Raw genomic sequence first — 20345 nt, 5'->3', positions numbered from 1 at the left:
CCGGTGGGGGTGCTCCCTCCCCACCGGTCCCACCAGGGTCGGTGAGCGAGAGGACCATCCCGTGCCGTACGACGCCCCTCATCCCTACGCCCTTCCGGCGACCACCCACGCCTACCTCGCCCGCTCCGCAGAGTCGCTGAGCGAGGCGATGGCCGCCCCCGACGCGCCGACGCGCTACGCCCGCGCCCATGTCGCGGCACTGCGTGCCGCGGCCGCCCTGCTCGCGGCCCGGGCGCGTCCCGAGCCGGCCCGCCGTCGGCCCCAGCGCAACGCCTGGGTCCTGCTCTCCGGGGTCGCCCCGGAGCTGGGGGAGTGGGCCCGGTTCTTCGCCGCGGGCGCGGCCAAGCGCGCCGCCTGCGAGGCCGGCTCGACCCGCGCCGTCAGCGAGCGCGAGGCCGACGACCTGGTCCGCGACGCGGACCGGTTCCTCGCCGTCGTGGAGCACGCCCTCGGGCTGATGCCCCACGCGCCGGTCGCGGAGCGCGCCGTGCGCGCCGGCTGAGCCGGGGCACGCGATCGGCCGGCCTCCCGAGTGGGCGCGCCGCCGCCGGATCGGGAGGCCCTAGGGTGGACGCATGCCCAGCAGCGACCCGTTCACGGACAAGCCCAGCGAGCGGCGGGCGGCCGCTCGGACCTCCGTCGTGTGGGGCGCGCTGCGCCCGGTGCTGGACGCCGGCCCGTGCGACGTCCTCGACCTCGGCGGCGGCACCGGCGTCTCGGCGGTCCGCGCGGCCGAGCTGGGCCACCGCGTCACCGTGGTCGACCCCAGCCCCGACGCGCTCGCCTCCCTCGATCGCCGCGCCCGCGAGCTCGACGTGCAGGTCACCGGCCACCAGGGCGACGTCGGCACCCTCCTGGACGTGCCGGGCCGTGCCTCGGCCGACGTGGTCCTGTGCCACGGCGTGCTCGAGGTCGTCGACGACCCGGCCGCCGCCCTGGCCACGATCCGTGAGGTGCTGCGCCCCGGGGGCACCCTCAGCCTGCTCGTCGCCCAGCGCTACGCCGCCGTCGTCGCCCGCGCGATGGCCGGCCACTTCGGCCAGGCGCTGGCCGCCCTCGACGACACCGCTCCCGCCGGGCGGGCGGGGCGTCGCGTCACGCGTGACGAGGTCGAGGCGCTGTTGGTCGCCGCCGGCTTCGAGGTCGCCCAGGTCCACGGCGTACGCGTGTTCGCCGACCTCGTCCCGGGTGCGCTCGTCGACTCCGAGCCCGGCGCCAGCGCCGCGCTGGTCGAGCTCGAGCACGCCGTCGCCGGCCGCGCGGAGTTCCTCCCGTTGGCCACCCAGCTGCACGTCCTGGCGCGCTGAATGCGCCGGCTCGAGCACCCCGTCGGGTGGCGGCCATGAGATTTGACCGCCACGGGTACCGCGTTGGGGATCACCTGCCTAGACTTGCGGCAGGGGCCATCCATCAGGATCGGCTGGTCAGCACGACAGTGGGAGGATCCGGTGCCACTCTCTGAAGAGGAGCTGCGGCTACTCGAGCAGATGGAGCGTGCCCTCGTCGAGGAGGACCCCAAGTTCGCCTCGACACTGCGTGGCACCTCGATTCGTCGTTCCGCCCGCCGTCGAGCGGTCGTCGCGGGCTGTGTGTTCGTGGTCGGCATCGCGCTGCTGATGACCGGCGCCGTGGCCCAGCAGTGGGCGATCGGCGTCGTCGGCTTCGTGGTGATGCTGGGCTCGGCCACCATCGGGCTCAATGCCGTGCGCGGCCAGCAGGCCGCCGCTGCCGCCGACGCGCGTACCGCCGGTCACCCCTCGCGTGGTGGCTTCACGGTCATCGAGGGCGGCAAGCGCGGTCGCACCCGCCGCCCGCGTCGCAACGCCGGCTCCATGATGGAGCGGGCCGAGGAGCGGTGGCGCCGTCGCCGCGAGGAGAACGGCGGCTTCTGACCCACCCCCCTCCGGCCCACCCGGGACGCCTTCCGTCCCGCGCCCGGAGGCTGTGGCTCACGACCGCGCCCGCGTATCTCCCACCCCCGCCCGCGCCGAGTCGGCGCTTGTGGTGCGGCGAGTCGGCCCTTGTGGCGCGGCGAGTCGGCTCTTGTGGTGCGCTGACTCGGCGCCTGTGGCGGGCTTCTCCCCAGCTGACTGGGGACAGGTCCACCAGAAGCGCCGACTCGGGCAACCACAAGCGCCGACTCGGGCAACCAGAAGCGCCGACTCGCGGAGATGCGAGAGATCAGCGGACGTGGTCGACGAGGTCGTCGCGGCCCTGGCCGGAGGTGGTGGGCGGGTCGCCGGGGCGGGGAGCGGGCGCGGCGGTGGTACGACGGGTGAAGACCGTGCGCGGCCACCAGGCGGCGCGACGCCGGGCGTTGCGGGGCGCGCCGTTCTCGAGCGCGGCCAGGCAGGTCTCGGCATCCGCGCGGACCCCGGCGACCGGGGTGCCTGGCCGGGCGTAGCGGCTGTGCTCGACCGCCCGGACCACGCCGTCCAGCGCGGCCGCGGCTTCGGGGGCGACCTGCGGGCCGTGCCGCGGCCGCTCGTCGGCGTCCGGGCCGCCCGGGTTGCCGAGCCGGTCCAGCAGCACCAGGCGCAGCTGGCGTGGGGAGCGCCGCTCGTCCCACGCGATCCCCAGGTCGAGCGCGGTGTCGCGCAGCTCCGACCAGATCTCCTCGGGCCCGCCGCGCAGGCGCCGCTGGCGCCGCGCCCGGCGTACGGCGCCGGGCACCAGCAGGCTGCCGGCGAGGAGCACCAGCCCGGCGCCGGTCGCGACCCACGGGGCCCACGAGGTGTCGAGGTCCCCGGCGACCGCCGACGGGGCCTCCTCCGTGGGCGTCGGGGCCGGGGCACGCTCGGCACGCCGGGGCAGGTCGCCCTGGTCGGGCTGCGCGCTGTCGGAGGGCAGCAGGGGCTCCGCGCCCTCGTCCACGTCGATGCGCGTGTAGGCCGGGACGTCGGCCGCCCGGTCCGGCGGCGTCGGCTCGAAGGCCACCCAGCCGGAGCCGGGCACGAACAGCTCGGGCCAGGCGTGCAGGTCCCAGGTGCTGTACTCCCAGGTCTGCGCGTCCACCCGGTCCGGGCGCAGGAACCCCACGGCCACCCGCGCCGGGATGCCGATGCTGCGCGCCATCACGGCCATCGCGGCGGCGAACTGCTCGCAGTAGCCGCGGCGGTCCTCGACGAGGAACTGCTGGAGGTCGTCGCTGCCGTTGCCCGGCTCGACGTCGGTGGAGTAGGTGAAGTTGCCCTCGCTGCGGAACCAGTTCTGCAGCGCCACCGCCTTCTCGTACGGCGAGCGCGCACCCGCGGTGACGCTGGTCGCGAGCTGGTCGACGACGGGGGAGAGCCCGAGCGGGAGGTCGAGGAACTGCTCGTCGACCATGCCCGCACCGGACGGCGCGGCGACCATGTCCTCGGGCACCCGGGTCAGGTCGACGGCGGTCATCTCGTAGCTCAGCCCCGCGGTGGTCAGGTCCTCCTCGCCGGCGATGAAGTCCATCGTCGAGACGTCGTAGCGCCAGTCGCCCTCGGCGAGGATCGACGACACCGGCGCCTGCGTCGGCAGCCAGGTCGAGTCGAACTCGTAGGTGACCTCGACGGCGTAGTTGTGCTCGACACGCTCCACGTCGGCGGAGACGCCCTGGAGGTCGGGCAGGTCGCCCTGGGGGAGCTGGTCGACGGGGATCTCGCGGTCCCCGGAGCTCCACTCGTTGGAGGAGAACCGGTTGAGCACGGCGATGCGCAGGTAGGAGGGGTCGCGGTCGGTGGTCCGCACCCGCAGCAGCGGGAAGTCCTCGCCGCGGATCAGGTCGCGGGTCAGGTCCGCCATCGGGTTGTCGAGGGTGATCTCGCTGCCGCCGGACCCGCCGCGGCCGGCGCCCAGCAGGTCCAGGTCGGCGCTGGGGATCACGAGCGGCAGCGCGAGCGCCACACCGACCGACACGGCGCCGACCGTGCCCGCCCCGGCCCGCATGGCACCGGGTCGCACGAGGGCGCCCTGCTCGGGCCCGGCGGCGGCGTCGAGCGGACGGCCCCAGCGGGCCACCCGAGCGTCCTGGTCGAGGAACAGCAGGAGCAGGAACCCGGCTGCGCTGAGCAGGAACACCCACCAGGTCGGTCCGGTCGCGAGCAGGCTCGTCGGCACGCTCTGCACGGCCAACAACGGCAGGCCGGCGAGCGCGACGCGCCGCAGCGTGCACGCGAGCAGATCGACGAGGACCAGGCAGCCGGCGCCGCCGGCGAGCAGCAGAGGGTCGATCGGGGGCACGTCGCGCGGCACCGGTGCGGCGTAGAGGCGGGCGGTGTCGCCCGCGGCGCGGAACGCCGCGCTCAGGTCGGCCCACCCGGACCCCAGGGGGAGCGGCGACCCGATGACCACGAGGCTGACCGCCCCGCCGGCCACGATCAGCTGGGCGCCGACCACGACGAGCGCGGGCGCCCGCAGGTGGCGCGCGAGCGCGCCGGTCGCGACGACGGCGACGCCGATCAGCAGCAGCGGACGCAGGTACGCCGCCGCGTCGACCGCCAGGCCCGACCACGACAGCATCGAGAGCCACGCCGTCCCGGCCGCCACGACGGCGAGGAGCAGCGCGGCGCCCGAGGTCCGGCGCGGGGCGCTCACCGCCCGCTCCCGGTGTACGTCGTGCCTCCGACGCTGCGCGTGGAGCCGGCCCGCGCCAGCTCCTGCCAGGCCGCGTCGAGGCGGTCGCGGGGACGCAGCGGCACGGCGCGCCAGCCCTGCTGGGAGAGCACGGGAGCGGCGCTGTCGCCGCCGGGGGCGACGCGCCCGCCGCGAGGAGCCTCCGGGTCGCGCCCGGCGGCGGCCCAGGCGTCCACGTCGAGGGCGACGGCGAGCGCGGCGCCGGCGTGGTGGTGCATGCGGCGCAGGACCGGCGCGTCGGTGGGGGAGACCGCGCCCAGCACGGCCACCGTGAGGCCGCCGGTGCCGTGCTCGGTGAGCCACCCGGAGTCGATGCGCGGCGTCGGCACGGCCTCGAGGACCGCGAGCGCCTCGAGCAGCGCCCGGCTGCTGAGCTCGGCGTCGCGCGTGTGCCAGGAGCCGCCGGCCTCCTCGCCGGTGGCGGTGACCAGGCGCACGGTGAACCCGCGGTGCCCCAGGTGGACCGCGATCGAGGCGGCGGCGGTGACGGCGGCCTCCAGCGAGGACGCCACGCCCTGGCCGCGGTGCGCCACCGCCCGGTTGTCCACGAAGAGCGTCGCCCGCGACTGCCAGGGCTGCTCCTCGCGTCGCACCATCAGCTCGCCCATCCGCGCCGAGCTGCGCCAGTGCACGCGGCGCAGGTCGTCGCCGCGGCGGTACTCGCGGACCGTGACGTCCTCCGCGGACCCGGTCGCGAAGGCCCGCGGCCGGTTGTCGCCCGAGCCGGTCCAGGCGCCGCCGAGCGGGATGGCCGGCAGCGGCACGGTGCGCGGGGTGACGGTGAGGGGCACCGAGGTCTGGAAGGCGCGCTCGACCTCGACGAGGCCGAACGGGTCGCTGACCCGGACCCGCATCGGGCCGAGCTCGAAGCGGCCCCGCACGTCGGAGCGGACCTGGTAACCGACCTGGCGCCGCCAGCCCGGGCCGACGCCCTCGAGCACGAAGCGCGGCCGGGAGCCGAGGACGTAGGGGAGCTGGTCCTCGAGCATGAGCACGCCGTTGGGGGTGCGGCCCTCGTTGGCCAGGGTCAGCGTCACCCGCGCGGGCTGGCCCGCGGTCACCAGCTGCGGGGTCACGGTGCGGACCAGCGAGAGCTGGTAGCGCGAGCGCCCCACGAGCCAGGCCGTGACGAGGGGCAGGACGAGGACGAGCACGCCGACGCGGGTCAGCGTGGTCTGGTCGAGCAGCATCGCGCAGACGATCGCGGTGACACCCGCGGCGACGAACGCTCGTCCCCGGGTCGTCAGACCGGCCAGTGCCTCGCGCATGGCGTGTCTCCCCGTCAGCCCGCGCTCGGGTCGGGCACCGGCACGGAGGCGACCAGGGCGTCGAGGATGGTGGCGGTCGTCCGCCCGCTCATCGCGGCCTCCACACCGGGCAGCAGCCGGTGGGCCAGCACGGGCTGGGCGAGCACCCGCACGTCGTCGGGCAGCACGTAGTCACGCCCGTTGATCGCGGCGTACGCCTTGGCCGCGCGCACCAAGTGCAGGGTCGCTCGCGGGGAGGCGCCGAGGGCGAGGTCGTTGCTGCGCCGGGTGGCGCTCACCAGCGCGACGGTGTAGCGCTGGACGGCGGGGGAGACGTGCACCTGCCCGACGATGCCGGTCAGCTTGCGGACCTCGGCGGCGTCGGTGACCGCCTCGAGGTCGTCCAGGGGGCTGGGGCCGGTGTGGCTGGCGATCATCGCGATCTCGGCGGCCTCGACCGGGTAGCCGACGGCGACGCGCGCCATGAACCGGTCGCGCTGGGCCTCGGGCAGCGCGTAGGTGCCCTCCATCTCGACCGGGTTCTGGGTCGCGATCACCATGAACGGCGACTCCAGGTGGTACGTCGTGGTGTCGACGGTGACCTGGCGCTCCTCCATGCACTCCAGCAGCGCCGACTGGGTCTTCGGCGACGCGCGGTTGATCTCGTCGCCGACCACGATGTTGGCGAAGATCCCGCCGGGGCGGAACTCGAACTGCCGGGTGTCCTGGTTGAAGATCGACACCCCGGTCACGTCGGAGGGCAGCAGGTCCGGGGTGAACTGGATGCGGCGCACGGTCGAGTCGATGCTGCGGGCGAGCGCCTTGCTCAGCATCGTCTTGCCCACGCCGGGGACGTCCTCGATCAGGAGGTGCCCCTCGGCGAGCAGCACCACGATCGCGGCGGTCACCACGTCGGGCTTGCCCTCGATGACGCGCTCGATGTTGCCCCGGACCCGGGCGACCACCCGCGCCAGCGTCTCGAGATCGGCTCCTGCCGGAGTCGGGTCGCTCACGTGCGCTCTCTCCCTGCCTGTGGCCAGCCGCACTCCGCGGTGTCACCACCGTAGGCCGTCACGGCAACCGACGGGGCGCTGCGGCCGGACTGGAGCAGTCCGGTGCCCCACCGCCCGCCCCCGCTCCCCACCACGCCCCACCCGCGCCGGTCCGTCCTCCACCACGCCCCACCACCGCTCCCCACCGGGACACCTCTGCGGCGGGCGCGACCGGCACACATCCGCTCTGACCTGCGGAAACACCCCAGATGCGGGGTCGCCGCGCCCCACGGCGTACGACGAGCGGCGCGCCCGACGCGCCGACGCTGCAGGTCTCCGTCCGAGGCCCGACCCCGCCTGCGACCTGCGCAAACGCGGGGCGCACGTCCTCGGCGTGGTTGACCGTGGGGGATTGTGGAGTAAAGTGGAGCGAAGTGGAGGAGAGGTCGACCCTGGGAGGTGCCCGATGTTCTTCATGGGCACCTACACGCCGAAGCTCGACGACAAGGGCCGGCTCTTCCTCCCGGCGAAGTTCAGGGACCGACTCGCGGAGGGGCTCGTGGTCACGCAGGGACAGGAGAACTGCCTGGTCGTGTGGCCCACGGACGTCTTCATGGAGGAGGCCCAGCGGGCCCGGTCGACCCCGTTGACGGTGAAGAGCGCACGTGAGTACGCGCGCATCCTCTTCGCCGGCGCGGACGAGGGGTCGCTGGACAAGCAGGGACGCATCGGCATCCCCGCGAACCTGCGGGACTACGCCGGCCTCGACAAGGAGGTCGTCGTGATCGGCGTCATGGACCGCATCGAGATCTGGGACCCCGCCCGCTGGGCGGAGTACTCCAGCGGCGCACAGCAGAAGTTCGCCGAGCTCGACGAGCAGCCGCAGGACTGAGCAGGACCCGCAGCGCCACAACTGCACAACGGACGACGCAGGACGAGGTCTCGTGCCCGCTCCCCGCAGCCCCCTCTGGGATCACTTCCCCGGTTCCAGACGGAGCGCCTTCCCCAGGAGGGGAGCGGGCAGGGACCTGGTCCTGCGTAGCCGTTCCCGGGCCACGTGCCCCACCCCTCACCACCACCAGCACCACCCACCACAGCACTCACCAGCAGGCGCACTCGAGCGGGGTCGATCCGATGAGCAGCACTCCCTTCACCCACACGGACCTCAGGTCCGCGCGCGGTGCTGACGGGCCGCCGCGGCGGGTCCGTGAGCAGGCGCGTGACGTCGTCGCCCTGATGGCCTTCTCCGCGACCGTCTCGGTCGGCGTGGCCCTCGCCCTCCTCGTCCTGTCCCGGCTCGGCTGAGGACGCGATGGCCAGCCCGCGCCACGTCCCCGTCCTCCTGGACCGGGTCGTCTCCCTCCTCGCCCCCGCGCTCGAGCGCGCCGACGGTGCCGCCCCCGACGGGCGCACGGTCCTCGTCGACTGCACCCTCGGCCTCGGCGGACACACCGAGGCCGTCCTGGAGCGCCTGGACCGCGTGCGCGTCGTCGGCATCGACCGCGACCCCGCGGCCCTCGACCTCGCCCGCGCCCGCCTCGCGCCGTACGGCGACCGCTTCGTCGGCGTGCACGCGGTGTACGACGAGATCGCCGAGGTGGTCGAGGAGCTCGGCCTGGACCACGTCGACGCGGTCCTGTTCGACCTCGGCGTCTCCTCCATGCAGCTCGACGTGCGCGAGCGCGGCTTCGCCTACGCCGAGGACGCGCCGCTGGACATGCGGATGGACGGCACCACCGGCCCCACCGCCGCCGACGTGCTCAACACCTACAGCCACGGCGAGCTGACCCGCGTGCTGCGCGACTACGGCGAGGAGAAGTTCGCCAAGAAGATCGCCGCCGCCGTGGTCCGCGAGCGCGAGAAGGAGCCGTTCTCCCGCTCCGGGCGCCTCGTGGAGCTGCTGTACGCCGAGATCCCGGCGCCCGCGCGGCGTACCGGGGGGCACCCCGCGAAGCGCACCTTCCAGGCGCTGCGCATGGAGGTCAACGACGAGCTCGCGGTGCTGCGCCGCGCCATGCCCGCCGCCCTCGGCGTGGTCGGGGTCGGCGGCCGCGTGGTCGTGGAGTCCTACCACTCCCTGGAGGACCGGCTGGTCAAGCAGGCCTTCACCGCGGTCACCCGCAGCGAGGTCCCGCCGGACCTCCCGTTCGTCCCGGCCGGCAGCGAGCCGCCGTTCCGCCAGGTCACCCGCGGCGCCGAGAAGGCCGACGCGGACGAGACCGCCCAGAACCCCCGCGCCGCGTCCGTGCGCCTGCGGGCCGTCGAACGCGTTCACCCGTCTTCCCCCGGAGTGGTGTCATGAGCAGTCCCGCAGCAGACCCGCGGCCGCCCGGTGCGGTCCGCTCCCGCGTCCCCCGGATAGCCGAGGCGGCCGTCGAGCGCGCCCGGCTCACGGTGGTGCCGCGCGCCCAGGCGGTACGGGCGGCGCGGCTGCCGTTCGTGGTGCTGATCAGCGTGCTGATGCTCGGTGGCGTGGTCGGGCTGCTGATGTTCAACACCTCCATGCAGCAGACCTCCTTCACCACCACCACGCTGGAGGGGCGCGCCGCCACGCTGCTGGCGCGCGAGCAGGAGCTCACCGCGGAGCTCGAGGAGCTGCGCGACCCCCAGCGCCTGGCCACCGCGGCCCGGGCCCAGGGCATGCGGACGCCGGTCGCGCCGGCGTTCCTGCTCCCCGACGGCACCGTGCGCGGCGAGGCCGTCCCCACGCCCGAGGAGGACGGCGAGCGGATCACCGCGAAGGCGCCCCCGCTGCCCGGGATCCTCGCGCCGCCCCCGCCGCCGCCCCCCGCCGAGGACCGGACCGGGGACCGGGACCGGACGCGTTCGGGCGACACCGGCGCGGGCAACCGCGATCGCGAGCGCCGGGACGATAGGAAGACCAGGAACGACCAGAACCGCCGCTGACCGAGACCGGAGATCACCCAGTGCGTCGTACCCCGCAGCAGCGCCCCCGTGGGAGCACGCGCGGCTCGCCCCAGGTGCGCCTGCGCATCGGCTTCGTGCTGATCGCGATGGTGCTCTCGGTCTTCGGCGCCCGGCTGGTGCAGCTGCAGGGCATCGACCCCAACTCCTACGCGCCGATGGCGCTGGCCGAGGGGCTGCGCGAGGTGGTGCTGCCCGCCGAGCGCGGCGACATCCTGGACCGCAACGGCGAGCCGCTCGCGACCTCGGTCGAGGGCTCGATGATCATCGCCGACCCGGCCCTCACCGCCGAGGACGCCCCGGAGCTGGCCAAGCTGCTCGCCAACCGGCTGGGCGTGGACTACTTCAAGGTCCTCGAGCGCCTGCGCGCCGAGGGCAGCCGCTTCGAGTACGTCGCGCGCCAGGTCCCCGCGGCTCGCGCGGAGACCGTGGTGGACGTGGCGCGCGAGCGCGGCTTCGACGGCCTCACGGTCCGCCGCGACCCGGTGCGCACCTACCCCGGCGGCGATGTCGCGGCCAACCTGGTCGGCTTCCTCGGCACCCCGGACCCGGAGGAGGGCGACCAGCCGCTGGCCGGTCTCGAGCTCGCCTTCGACGCCCAGCTCTCCGGCACCGACGGCTCCGCCCGCTACCAGGTCGGGGCCGGCAACCGGCTCCCGCTGGCCGACAGCACCAAGGTCGACGCCGTCGACGGCGCCGACCTCACTACGACCATCGACCGCGACCTGCAGTGGTACACCCAGCGGGTGCTGCGCCAGACGGTGGAGGACTCGCGCGCCGACTCCGGCTTCGCGGTCGTCCTGGACTCGCGCACCGGGGACCTGCTCGCCGTCGCCGACCACCCGACGTTCGACGCCAACGCGCCGGCCGAGGCACCCAAGGGCGACCGGATCTCGCGCGCGATGACCGACGTCTACGAGCCCGGCTCGGTGCAGAAGGTGCTGACCCTCGGCGCCCTGATCGACGCCGGCAAGGTCACCCCGCGCACCCGGATCACCGTGCCGCCGGTCCTGAACCGGCAGGACAGCCCGATCGGCGACTGGTTCGACCACGGCACCATCCGGCTGACGCTGGCCGGCGTGCTCGCGAAGTCCTCCAACATCGGCACCGTGCTCGCCGCGGACCAGTTCGCCGACGGCGAGCTGCGCGACTACCTGACCCGCTTCGGCCTCGGCCGGCGCACCGGGATCGGCGTGCTGGGGGAATCGCCCGGCATCCTGCCCTCCGGCTCGCTGTGGACCAGCCAGACCGAGGACCGCATCGCCTTCGGCCAGGCCCTCTCGGTCAACGCCGTGCAGATGGCGGCGGCGGTCAACACCATCGCCAACGGCGGGGTCCGCGTCGACCCCAGCCTGATCGAGGGCTCGGCCACGATGAACGACGGGAGCGTCGTCGGCACCGAGCAGGCGAGGACCGAACGGGTGCTGAGCGAGCGCGCCGCGCGCCAGACCGCGGCCATGATGGAGCGGGTCGTGGACCCCGAGGCCGGGGTCGCCCCTGGTGCCGCCGTCCCCGGCTACCGGGTCGCCGGCAAGACCGGCACCGCGCAGGCGGTGGGCGAGGAGTGCGCCTGCTACGACGGCTCCTTCGACGTCTCCTTCGCCGGCTTCGCGCCCGCCGACGACCCCCGCTTCACCGTGTACGTCGTGGTCAAGAACCCCGGCAACGGTGGTGGCGGCGGCTCGGTCGCGGGACCCGCGTTCGCCAAGCTGATGAGCTTCACGCTGCGCCGCTACGGCGTCCCGCCCACGGGCGCCGAGCCGTCGAAGCTGCCGGTCGAGTGGTGAGGGTCCCGTCTCGGAGCGGGGCCCCTGCCGGCGGTAATCTCGACCGGTGAGCGACCCGACCACCACCCCCCGGCCGCGCCACCCGGCACCTGTCGAGCTCGTGGAGCTGGTCCGCTGGAGCGCCGAGCGCGACCCCTCCGCCACCGTCCGGGGCGGCGTCGACGGCGTCACGGTGACCGGCGTCTCGCTGAGCAGCCAGCGGGTCCGCCCCGGCGACCTGTACGCCGCCCTGCCGGGCGCACGCGCCCACGGCATCGACTACGCCGCCGACGCGGCGGCCGCCGGTGCGGTCGCCGTGCTGACCGACCCCGCCGGCGCCGAGCGCGCACCCGCCGACCTGCCGGTCCTGGTCGTGGCGCACCCGCGCGGCCTCCTCGGCGCGCTGGCCGCGCACGTCTACGGCGAGCCCGCCCGCGACCTGCGGATGATCGGGGTCACCGGCACCCAGGGCAAGACCACCACCACCCGGCTCGCCGAGAGCGGCCTCGAGGGCTCCGGCACGCGCGCCGGCGTCGTCGGCACCGTCGGGACCCGGATCGCCGGGGTCGACGTGCCCACGACGCTGACCACGCCCGAGGCACCCGACCTGCACGGGCTGTTCGCGCTGATGCGCGAGCGCGACGTCGCGGCGTGCGCCATGGAGGTCTCCAGCCACGCGCTGGTGATGGGCCGCGTGGACGGGGTCGTCTTCGATGTCGCGGTCTTCCTCAACCTCGGCCGCGACCACCTCGACTTCCACGGCACCGTGGAGGAGTACTACGCCGCGAAGGCGTCGCTGTTCACCTCCGAGCGCGCCCGCCTCGGCCTGGTCAACGTCGACGACGAGCACGGCCGCCGCCTCCGCGACGAGGCCGGCATCCCGGTCCGCACCTTCTCCGCGGCCGGGGCGGACGCCGACTGGCGCGCCGTCGACGTCGAGCTCGAGGCCGCGGGCTCGCGGTTCACCGTGCTGGGCCCGGACGGGCTGCGCATCGCGGCCGGCGTACCGCTGCCCGGCGACTTCAACGTCGCCAACGCCCTCGCCGCCGTCGCGGCCTGCGCCGAGGCGGGCTTCGACCCGACAGCGGTCGCCACGGCGCTCGCCGCCGGGGCCGGGGTCCCGGGCCGCCTGGAGCGCGTCGACGCCGGACAGGACTTCGAGGTCGTCGTCGACTACGCCCACAAGCCCGACGCGGTCGCCGCCGCGATCGCCACCCTGCGCCCGCTGACCGAGGGGCGCGTGATCGTGGTCCTCGGCGCCGGCGGGGACCGCGACCGCGGCAAGCGCCCGATCATGGCCGGCATCGCCGCCGGCCTCGCCGACGTCCTGGTGCTCACCGACGACAATCCCCGCACCGAGGACCCCGCGGAGATCCGCGCCCAGATGCTGGCCGGGACCACCGGCGAGCACGGGCCGGTGCGCGCCGAGGTCCTCGAGGTGGGCGACCGCCGCGCGGCGATCGCGACCGCCCTGGAGCGCGCCCGCCCCGGCGACATCGTGCTGGTGGCCGGCAAGGGCCACGAGACGGGGCAGGAGGTCCACGGGGTGGTCCACCCCTTCGACGACCGCACCGTGGTGCGCGAGCTGCTCGCGCCGGGAGGCGGCACATGACCGACGACACCCCGCCGATCCCCGGGGCACCGGCGAGGCAGACCCCGGCCCGGACGGCCCATGCGGAACAATCCTTCGCCGACGGGCGCGGCCGCGCACGACCGGCACGTCCAGCAGATGCAGCAGTGACAGCAAGTGAGAGGCAGCGATGAGAGCGATCCTGATCGGCGGGGCACTGGCCCTGTTGATCTCGCTGCTCGGCACCCGGGTGGCCATCAGGCAGTTCACCAAGCTCGGGTACGGCCAGGAGATCCGCGACGACGGACCCACGAGCCACCACACCAAGCGCGGCACGCCGACGATGGGCGGCGTGGTGATCATCCTCGCCACCGTCATCGGCTACTTCGCGGCCAAGCTGCTCACCGGCGACGTGCCCTCGGCCTCCGGGCTGCTGCTGCTCTTCTTGTTCGTCGGGATGGGCCTGGTCGGGTTCCTCGACGACTTCATCAAGATCTACAAGCAGCGCAGCCTGGGCCTGCGCAGCAAGGCCAAGATGGTCGGGCAGACCGTCATCGCGCTGGTCTTCGGCGCCTTGGCGATCTCGCCGTGGCTGGAGGACTCCCGCGGGGAGACCCCGGCCTCGCGCCACCTGTCCTTCCTGCGCGACCTCGACCAGTTCGCGCTGCCCGCCATCGTGGTGCTGGTGCTGATCTGGCTCTTCGTCGCGGGGTTCAGCAACGCCGTGAACCTCACCGACGGCCTCGACGGCCTCGCGGCCGGCGCCTGCGTGATGGTGTTCGGCGCCTACACGCTGGTCAACATCTGGCAGTTCAACCAGTTCTGCGGCGCCGCACCGGGCCCGAAGTGCTACGAGGTGCGCGACCCGCTCGACCTCGCGGTGATCGCCGCCGCCATCACCGGCGCCTGCTTCGGGTTCTTGTGGTGGAACGCCTCGCCCGCGCAGATCTTCATGGGCGACACCGGCTCGCTCGCCCTCGGCAGCGCCCTGGCCGGCTTCGCGATCCTCACCCGCACCGAGCTGCTGCTCGTCGTGCTGGGCGGCATCTTCGTGGTGGAGACCCTCTCGGTGATGCTCCAGGTCGGCTACTTCAAGGCCACCGGGGGCAAACGGATCTTCCGGATGGCCCCCATCCACCACCACTTCGAGATGCTCGGCTGGGAACAGGTCACCGTCGTGATCCGGTTCTGGATCATCACCGGGCTGTGCGTGGCGACCGGCCTGGGCATCTTCTACGCCGAATGGGTGGCCGGCAGCTGATGGACACCCCCGAGCTGGACACCCTCGGCCGCGACGACTCGTGGGCGGGCGTCCGGGCCGTGGTCGCGGGCTTCGGGCCCGGCGGCTTCGCAGCCGCCGACAACCTGCTCCACCTCGGCGCCGACGTCCTCGCCCTCGACGAGGAGCCCGGCGACACCGAGCGCACCGAGCGCGCCGAGCTGCTGGAGGTGCTCGGCGCCCGAGTGCGCCTCGGGCCCGGCAGCACCGCGACGCTGCCCGACGACGTCGACCTGCTCGTCGTCCAGGGTGACCCGACCGCCCCGACCCCGCTGGTGGCCGCGGCCCGCGAGCGCGGGGTCCCCGTGTGGGGCGAGGTCGACCTGGCCTGGCGGCTGCGCGCGTCTGGCTCGGACACGCCGTGGCTGTGCGTCACCGGTCCCGGGGACACGTCGGACACCGCCGAGACCGTGCGGGTCCTCGAGGCGATCCTGCGCGCCGCCGGGCTGCGCTCGCTCGCCGTGGGCGAGGGCGGGCTGCCGGTCGTCGAGGCGGTCATGGACCCCGAGGCGTACGACGTGCTCGCGGTCGGCCTGACCCCCGCCCAGCTCCGCGGGGCCGGCGGGCTGCAGGCGGACTCCGCTGCGGTGCTGGCCGTCCCCGCGCCCGACAGCCCCGGCGCGAAAGCCGACCGTCTCGCGATGGGCCGTGTCTACGACCAGGTCCGCGTCGCGTGCGTCTACGCCGTGGCCGACCCCGGCACCGAGGAGCTCGTGCTCGAGGCCGACGTCCGCGAGGGCGCCCGGGCGATCGGGGTCACCCTCGGGATGCCCGGCGTCGGGATGGTCGGGCTCGTCGAGGACCTCGTCGCCGACCGCGCCTTCATCGAGGAGCGGGCCACCAGCGCCGCCGAGCTCGGCACGCTATCGGACCTCCCGGTGAGCGACGTCACCGCGGAGCCCGCGGCGGTGCGCAACGCCCTCGTGGCCGCGGCGCTCGCCCGCGCGGTCGGCGTACCGCGCGCCGCCGTGCGCGACGGCCTGCGCGCCGCCCCGCGCGACTGAGCGGCCCCCACGGGGGCGACACGCACGCCCGGTTGCCGTCTATCGGGCACCCGGCAAACGAGACTGGTGGGGCACGCGAGGGCCGACACGGAAGGGGAAGCGTGACCACGAATCCGCCGACCCGAGACGGGCACGACGCCCCGTCACCCTCGCGACTCGGCTGGCTGGCCTCGGCGCGCGCCGCGCTGCACAGCCCGCTCGCGCCGTACTACCTGCTGCTGGGCGCCTCGGCGCTGCTGCTCACCATCGGCCTGATCATGGTGCTGAGCGCCTCGAGCGTCTACAGCTACAAGATGCACGACGGCGACTCCTACGCGGTGGTCAAGCGCCAGCTGATGTGGGTCGTGATCGCGCTGCCGGTCGCCTGGTTGGCCAGCCGGTTGCCGCTGCGCCTGATCCGCGGGCTGACCCTCCCGGCGTACGTCTTCTCCCTCGTGCTGCTGCTGCTCACGGCGCTGTTCGGCATCGTGATCAACGGCAACAAGAACTGGCTCGCGCTCGGTCCGCTGGTGATCCAGCCCTCCGAGATCGCCAAGCTGGCGCTGGTGCTGTGGGCCGCGCACGTCTACGCCAACAAGGAGCGCCGGCTCGGGCAGCTGCGGCACATCATCGTGCCGGTCGTGCCGGGCATGTTCATCGCGACGACGCTGGTGGTCGTCGGGCGTGACCTCGGCACCGCGCTGGTGTTCATGTCGATCGCGGTCGGCCTGCTCTTCGTCACCGGAGCGCCGCGGCGCTTCTTCACCATCTGCATCCTGGGGCTCGGCGCGATCGTGCTCGCCCTCGCCACCACCGACGCCGAGCGGGTCGGGCGCATCCTCAACTTCGCCGACCCCTTCAAGGACTTCCACGACGCGGGCTGGCAGCCGGCACACGGGCTCTACGCGCTCTCCTCGGGAGGCTGGCTGGGCCAGGGCATCGGCTACAGCCGGCAGAAGTGGGGCGACCTCCCGGAGGCCCACACCGACTTCATCTTCGCCGTGCTGGGCGAGGAGCTCGGCCTGATCGGCACGCTGCTGGTCGTCGGCCTGTTCCTCACCATCGCCTATGCCGCGGTGCGCGTCGCCCGGGAGACGCGCGACCCGTTCGTGCGCTACGCCAGCTTCGGCATCGTGGTCTGGCTGCTGGGTCAGATGATCATCAACGTCGGCATGGTCCTGGCGCTGCTGCCGGTCATCGGCATCCCGCTGCCGCTGGTCTCCTACGGCGGCTCGGCGCTGGTGCCCTCGCTGGTCGCGCTCGGCCTGCTGATCGGTTTCGCGCGGCGTGAGCCCACGGCGGCGCGCATTCTCTCCCAGCGCAAGCGTGGCCGTGCGGCGGGTCTGTCCACGCTCTCGCACCGATGACTTCCTAGAGTTGGTCCCGATGCGCGTCCTACTCGCCGGCGGAGGCACCGCCGGCCACACCTCGCCCCTGATCGCCACCGCCGACGCCCTGCGGCGTCTCGACCCCGCCACGCAGATCACCTGCCTGGGCACCCCCCGCGGGCTCGAGAACACCGTGGTCCCCGCCGCCGGCTACCCCCTCGAGCTGGTGCCGCCGGTGCCGCTGCCCCGCAAGCCCGGCATGGACCTGCTCCGGGTGCCCGGCCGGCTGCGCGCCGCGGTCCGCGCCGCGCACGACGTCTTCGACCGGGTCCGCCCCGACGTCGTGGTCGGCTACGGCGGCTACGTCTCGATGCCGGCCTACCTCGCGGCGCGCCGCCGCGGCGTACCGCTGGTGGTGCACGAGCAGAACGCCGTGCCCGGCCTGGCCAACAAGGTCGGCGCCCGCGTCGCCGGCCGCGTGGCGGTGAGCTTCCCCGACACCCCGCTGCCCAAGGCGGAGTACGTCGGCCTGCCGATCCGCCGGATGATCTCGACCCTCGACCGGGCCGCGGTGCGCGCCGAGGCGCGGAGGTTCTTCGGCCTCGACCTCGACCGGCCCACGCTCGTGGTGACCGGCGGCTCCCAGGGCGCGCGCCGGCTGAACCAGTCGGTCTCCGGCGCGGCCGCCGCCCTCGCCGCCGCGGGCGTGCAGGTGCTGCACGTCGTCGGCCCCAAGGGCGAGGCCGCCCCGGCGACGGTCGAGGGCGGTGCGCCGTACGTCGTCGTGCCGTTCGTGGACCGGATGGACTACGCGCTGGCCGCCGCCGACCTGATGGTCTGCCGCTCCGGCGCCTCCAGCGTCACCGAGGCCGCCGCCGTCGGCGTCCCCGCGATCTTCGTGCCGCTGCCGCACGGCAACGGCGAGCAGGAGCACAACGCCCGCCCGGTCGTCGAGGCCGGGGGAGCGCTGCTGGTCGCCGACGGCGACCTCACCACCGAGTGGGTGACCGAGCATGTCCCGGCCCTCGCCACCGACCCGGTGCGGCTCGCGGCGATGAGTGCCGCGGCCACCGGCCTGATCCCGCGCGACGCCGACGAGAAGCTGGCCCGGATCGTCCTCGAGGCCGCCGAGCGGGGTGCGCGATGAGGGTCCCGGTCCCCGACGAGCTGCTCCCCGCCGAGCGCCTCGGGCGCGTCCACTTCGTCGGCATCGGCGGCGCCGGGCTGTCCGCGATCGCCCGGCTGATGCTGGCCCGAGGCGTCGCGGTCAGCGGCAGCGACGGTGTCGACAGCCCCACGCTGGAGCGGCTGCGCGACCTCGGCGCCCGCGTCCACGTCGGCCACGACGCCGCCCACCTGCGCGGCCCGGAGCACGCCGTGGACACGCTGGTCGTCTCCACGGCGGTGCGCGAGGACAACCCCGAGTACCTCGAGGCCGTCGCCCAGGGCCTGCGGGTGCTGCCGCGCTCGGCGGCCCTGAGCGCCGTGATGGCCGGGCGCCGGGTGCTCGCGGTCGCCGGCACGCACGGCAAGACCACCACCACCTCGCTGCTCACCGTGGCCCTCCAGGCCGCCGGCGCGGACCCGACGTACGCCGTGGGCGGGGAGCTGGCCCAGACCGGCACCAACGCCGAGGAGGGCAGCAGCGACCTGTTCGTCGCCGAGGCCGACGAGTCCGACGGCGCGTTCCTGGTCTACGAGCCGTACGCCGCGATCGTCACCAACGTGGAGGCCGACCACCTCGACAACTGGGGGACGGAGGAGGCCTACCGCGCGGCGTTCGACACCTTCGCCGACCGCGTCGACCCCGACGGCTTCCTGGTCTGCGTCGTCGACGACGAGGGCGCCGCCGCCCTGGCCGCCCGCGCGGCGGGCGCCGGGCGCCAGGTCGTCACGGTGGGGGAGTCGCCCGAGGCCGACGTCCGCGCGGTCGACCTGGTCTTCGACGGCACCACCTCCGCGTTCACCGTCCTCGACGGCGGCACCGAGCTCGGCCGGGTCACGCTGCAGATCCCCGGGCGCCACTACGTGCTCGACGCCCTGGCCGCGCTCGCCGTGGGCCTGCGCCTCGGGCTTGCCTTCGACCGGCTGCGCGCCGGCCTGGAGGGCTTCGCCGGGACCCGTCGCCGGATGGAGCGCAAGGGCGAGGCCGCCGGCGTCCGCGTCTACGACAGCTACGCCCACCACCCCGTCGAGATCGCCGGGGACCTCCAGGCCGCCCGCGCGGTGGCCGGCGAGGGACGCGTGGTCGTGGCCTTCCAGCCCCACCTGGTCTCGCGCACCCGCATCTTCGGCTCCGCGATGGGCGAGGCCCTGGGCGCGGCCGACGAGGTCGTGGTGCTGCCGGTCCACCTCGCCCGCGAGGAGGCCGACCCGGCCGTCACCTCGGCGCTGGTCGCCGACGCCGTACCGCTCGAGCGCGGGCGCGTCGTCGAGGCGCCCGACCTGGCCGGCGCCGCGCGCGAGCTGGCCGACCGGGCCCGTCCCGGCGACCTCGTGCTCACCCTCGGCGCGGGCAGCGTGACCGAGGTCGGACCGATGGTCCTGGACCTGCTGGGCTCCGGTGGCTAGGAGCGCCCTCTCCGACGCGGAGGCCTCGCGTCGCCGGTTCGCCCGTCGCCAGTGGCGACGGCGCTGGTTGGCGTGGAAGCGCATCGCCCCCGCCGTGGCGGCGCTCGCCGCCGTCGTCGGCGTGGTGTGGGCGCTGTGGTTCTCCTCCTGGCTGTCGGTGGGCGGGGTCGAGGTCCGCGGGACGTCGGTGCTCGACGCCGCGGCGGTGACGCAGGCGGCGCGCGTGCCCGACGGGCAGGCCCTGGTCTCGGTCGACCTCGCCGCCGTCGAGGCGCGCGTCGAGGCCCTCGCGCCGGTGCTGGACGCCGAGGTCACCCGGCAGTGGCCGGACCGGGTGCTGGTCGAGGTCGAGGAGCGGACGGCGATCGCGGTCGTCGAGCTCTCCGGGCGGGTGCGGGGCATGGACGCCGAGGGTGTGCTGTTCCGCGACTACCCCAAGCTCCCCGGCGACCTGCCGCGGGTGCAGGCCGCCAGCGGGATCGACGCCGAGGCGCTGCGCGAGAGCGCGGCGGTGGTCGCCGCTCTCCCCGAGGACCTCGCCGCCACCGTCGACCACGTCGAGGTGGAGAGCATCGACCGGATCTCGTTCGTGCTCCGCGACGAGCGCGAGATCGTCTGGGGGAGCGCGGAGGAGACCGAGCTCAAGGCCCAGGTGCTCCCCGCCCTGCTCGACCAGGAGGGCTCGGTCTTCGACGTCAGCGTCCCCGCCCGCCCCACCGTCCGCCCCTGACCCGATCCCGCCCGGTTCTTCGCCGAGTCGGCTCGTACGGGTGCGCCGAGTGGTTCTCGTGGCGCCGATTCGGCGCTCGTCGCGGCGAAAGCGCGGCCCTGAGTGGCCGAAGGCCAGGAGCAGCACCGGACCGGGCGTGTCGATGCAGACGTCTGCGCGGGTTCGTCCTACCGTGGACCCCACGACGAGGTTGACATAACTATAACCCTCAGCCTGAGGGTCAGGGTTTGCGCCGGACAGTACGGCGCTCCCGAGTCGTGAACCACCAGCAGAACCCCCCAGAACCCCAGACCCAGAGACATCGCACAGCACCACCAGCAGCACCGAGCACCAGCCAGCAGGCCCCAGC

Annotated in this window: 18 protein-coding genes; 15 read left to right on the top strand and 3 right to left on the bottom strand. The window is 74.7% G+C overall.

Translation table 11 applies throughout. The annotated features are described in order from the left end of the window. Positions 1 to 61: 61 nt before the first annotated feature. From HOQ23_RS01265 to HOQ23_RS01255, 3 genes are all read left to right on the top strand, one after another. On the top strand, positions 62 to 502 hold the full coding sequence (locus tag HOQ23_RS01265; protein WP_367650321.1) for an SAV_6107 family HEPN domain-containing protein: 441 nt from the start codon (positions 62 to 64) through the stop codon (positions 500 to 502). Between the two features lie 73 nt (positions 503 to 575). Continuing rightward, positions 576 to 1307, top strand: a complete 732-nt coding sequence (locus tag HOQ23_RS01260; RefSeq protein WP_172211082.1) for a methyltransferase domain-containing protein — start codon at positions 576 to 578, stop codon at positions 1305 to 1307. A 141-nt stretch (positions 1308 to 1448) separates the two neighbouring features. Then, positions 1449 to 1892 (top strand): DUF3040 domain-containing protein, encoded by a 444-nt coding sequence (locus HOQ23_RS01255; protein WP_172211081.1) that lies wholly within the window; start codon positions 1449 to 1451, stop codon positions 1890 to 1892. A gap of 289 nt (positions 1893 to 2181) precedes the next feature. Here the strand turns inward: HOQ23_RS01255 and HOQ23_RS01250 are convergent, their stop codons facing one another. Genes HOQ23_RS01250 through HOQ23_RS01240 form a run of 3 tightly spaced genes read right to left on the bottom strand, consistent with a single transcriptional unit; the run spans position 2182 to position 6865 of the window. Continuing rightward, complete coding sequence (locus HOQ23_RS01250; RefSeq protein WP_172211080.1) at positions 2182 to 4566, bottom strand: DUF3488 and transglutaminase-like domain-containing protein; 2385 nt, start codon at positions 4564 to 4566, stop codon at positions 2182 to 2184. Next, positions 4563 to 5873: a DUF58 domain-containing protein gene (locus tag HOQ23_RS01245; protein WP_172211079.1), complete on the bottom strand. Its 1311-nt coding sequence runs from the start codon at positions 5871 to 5873 to the stop codon at positions 4563 to 4565. The genes HOQ23_RS01250 and HOQ23_RS01245 overlap by 4 nt, the downstream gene beginning before the upstream one ends. 14 nt (positions 5874 to 5887) lie before the next feature. Further along, complete coding sequence (locus HOQ23_RS01240; protein WP_172211077.1) at positions 5888 to 6865, bottom strand: MoxR family ATPase; 978 nt, start codon at positions 6863 to 6865, stop codon at positions 5888 to 5890. Positions 6866 to 7310: 445 nt separating this feature from the next. Between HOQ23_RS01240 and mraZ the strand changes: the two genes are divergently transcribed. The 12 genes from mraZ to HOQ23_RS01180 all read left to right on the top strand — a co-directional run bounded on the left by mraZ (position 7311) and on the right by HOQ23_RS01180 (position 19996). Then, positions 7311 to 7736: a division/cell wall cluster transcriptional repressor MraZ gene (mraZ, locus tag HOQ23_RS01235; protein ID WP_172211075.1), complete on the top strand. Its 426-nt coding sequence runs from the start codon at positions 7311 to 7313 to the stop codon at positions 7734 to 7736. Between the two features lie 242 nt (positions 7737 to 7978). After that, entirely contained in the window at positions 7979 to 8149 is a 171-nt protein-coding gene (locus tag HOQ23_RS01230; protein ID WP_172211073.1) for a hypothetical protein, read from the top strand. Between the two features lie 7 nt (positions 8150 to 8156). After that, positions 8157 to 9146, top strand: a complete 990-nt coding sequence (gene rsmH, locus HOQ23_RS01225) for a 16S rRNA (cytosine(1402)-N(4))-methyltransferase RsmH (RefSeq protein WP_172211071.1) — start codon at positions 8157 to 8159, stop codon at positions 9144 to 9146. Beyond that, a complete protein-coding gene (locus tag HOQ23_RS01220) occupies positions 9143 to 9751 on the top strand; it encodes a hypothetical protein (RefSeq protein ID WP_172211069.1) in 609 nt (202 codons plus the stop codon). The genes rsmH and HOQ23_RS01220 overlap by 4 nt, the downstream gene beginning before the upstream one ends. Positions 9752 to 9825: 74 nt before the next feature. Beyond that, entirely contained in the window at positions 9826 to 11556 is a 1731-nt protein-coding gene (locus HOQ23_RS01215) for a peptidoglycan D,D-transpeptidase FtsI family protein (protein WP_367650320.1), read from the top strand. A 46-nt stretch (positions 11557 to 11602) separates the two neighbouring features. Beyond that, the gene (locus tag HOQ23_RS01210) at positions 11603 to 13147 is read left to right on the top strand and encodes a UDP-N-acetylmuramoyl-L-alanyl-D-glutamate--2,6-diaminopimelate ligase (RefSeq protein WP_367650319.1); all 1545 of its coding nucleotides are present in this window, start codon (positions 11603 to 11605) and stop codon (positions 13145 to 13147) included. 148 nt (positions 13148 to 13295) lie between these two features. After that, positions 13296 to 14366 (top strand): phospho-N-acetylmuramoyl-pentapeptide-transferase, encoded by a 1071-nt coding sequence (gene mraY / locus HOQ23_RS01205; RefSeq protein ID WP_172211067.1) that lies wholly within the window; start codon positions 13296 to 13298, stop codon positions 14364 to 14366. Further along, positions 14348 to 15388, top strand: a complete 1041-nt coding sequence (locus HOQ23_RS01200; RefSeq protein WP_172211065.1) for a hypothetical protein — start codon at positions 14348 to 14350, stop codon at positions 15386 to 15388. The genes mraY and HOQ23_RS01200 overlap by 19 nt, the downstream gene beginning before the upstream one ends. A gap of 101 nt (positions 15389 to 15489) precedes the next feature. Then, positions 15490 to 16734, top strand: a complete 1245-nt coding sequence (gene ftsW / locus HOQ23_RS01195; protein WP_172211063.1) for a putative lipid II flippase FtsW — start codon at positions 15490 to 15492, stop codon at positions 16732 to 16734. A 19-nt stretch (positions 16735 to 16753) separates the two neighbouring features. Further along, positions 16754 to 17842, top strand: a complete 1089-nt coding sequence (murG, locus tag HOQ23_RS01190; RefSeq protein WP_172211061.1) for an undecaprenyldiphospho-muramoylpentapeptide beta-N-acetylglucosaminyltransferase — start codon at positions 16754 to 16756, stop codon at positions 17840 to 17842. Further along, positions 17839 to 19266 (top strand): UDP-N-acetylmuramate--L-alanine ligase, encoded by a 1428-nt coding sequence (gene murC / locus HOQ23_RS01185; RefSeq protein ID WP_172211059.1) that lies wholly within the window; start codon positions 17839 to 17841, stop codon positions 19264 to 19266. Before murG ends, murC begins: the two co-directional genes overlap by 4 nt. Then, positions 19259 to 19996 carry an FtsQ-type POTRA domain-containing protein gene (locus tag HOQ23_RS01180; RefSeq protein WP_172211057.1) on the top strand — a complete coding sequence of 246 codons (738 nt, stop codon included), beginning with the start codon at positions 19259 to 19261 and terminating at the stop codon, positions 19994 to 19996. The genes murC and HOQ23_RS01180 overlap by 8 nt, the downstream gene beginning before the upstream one ends. Positions 19997 to 20345: the final 349 nt, after the last annotated feature.

It is taken from the genome of Nocardioides sp. zg-DK7169 (assembly GCF_013155365.1).
GTDB lineage: Bacteria > Actinomycetota > Actinomycetes > Propionibacteriales > Nocardioidaceae > Nocardioides.
Note: the sequence above shows the minus strand (reverse complement) of the source record. Positions and strands in the feature narration are given on the sequence as shown.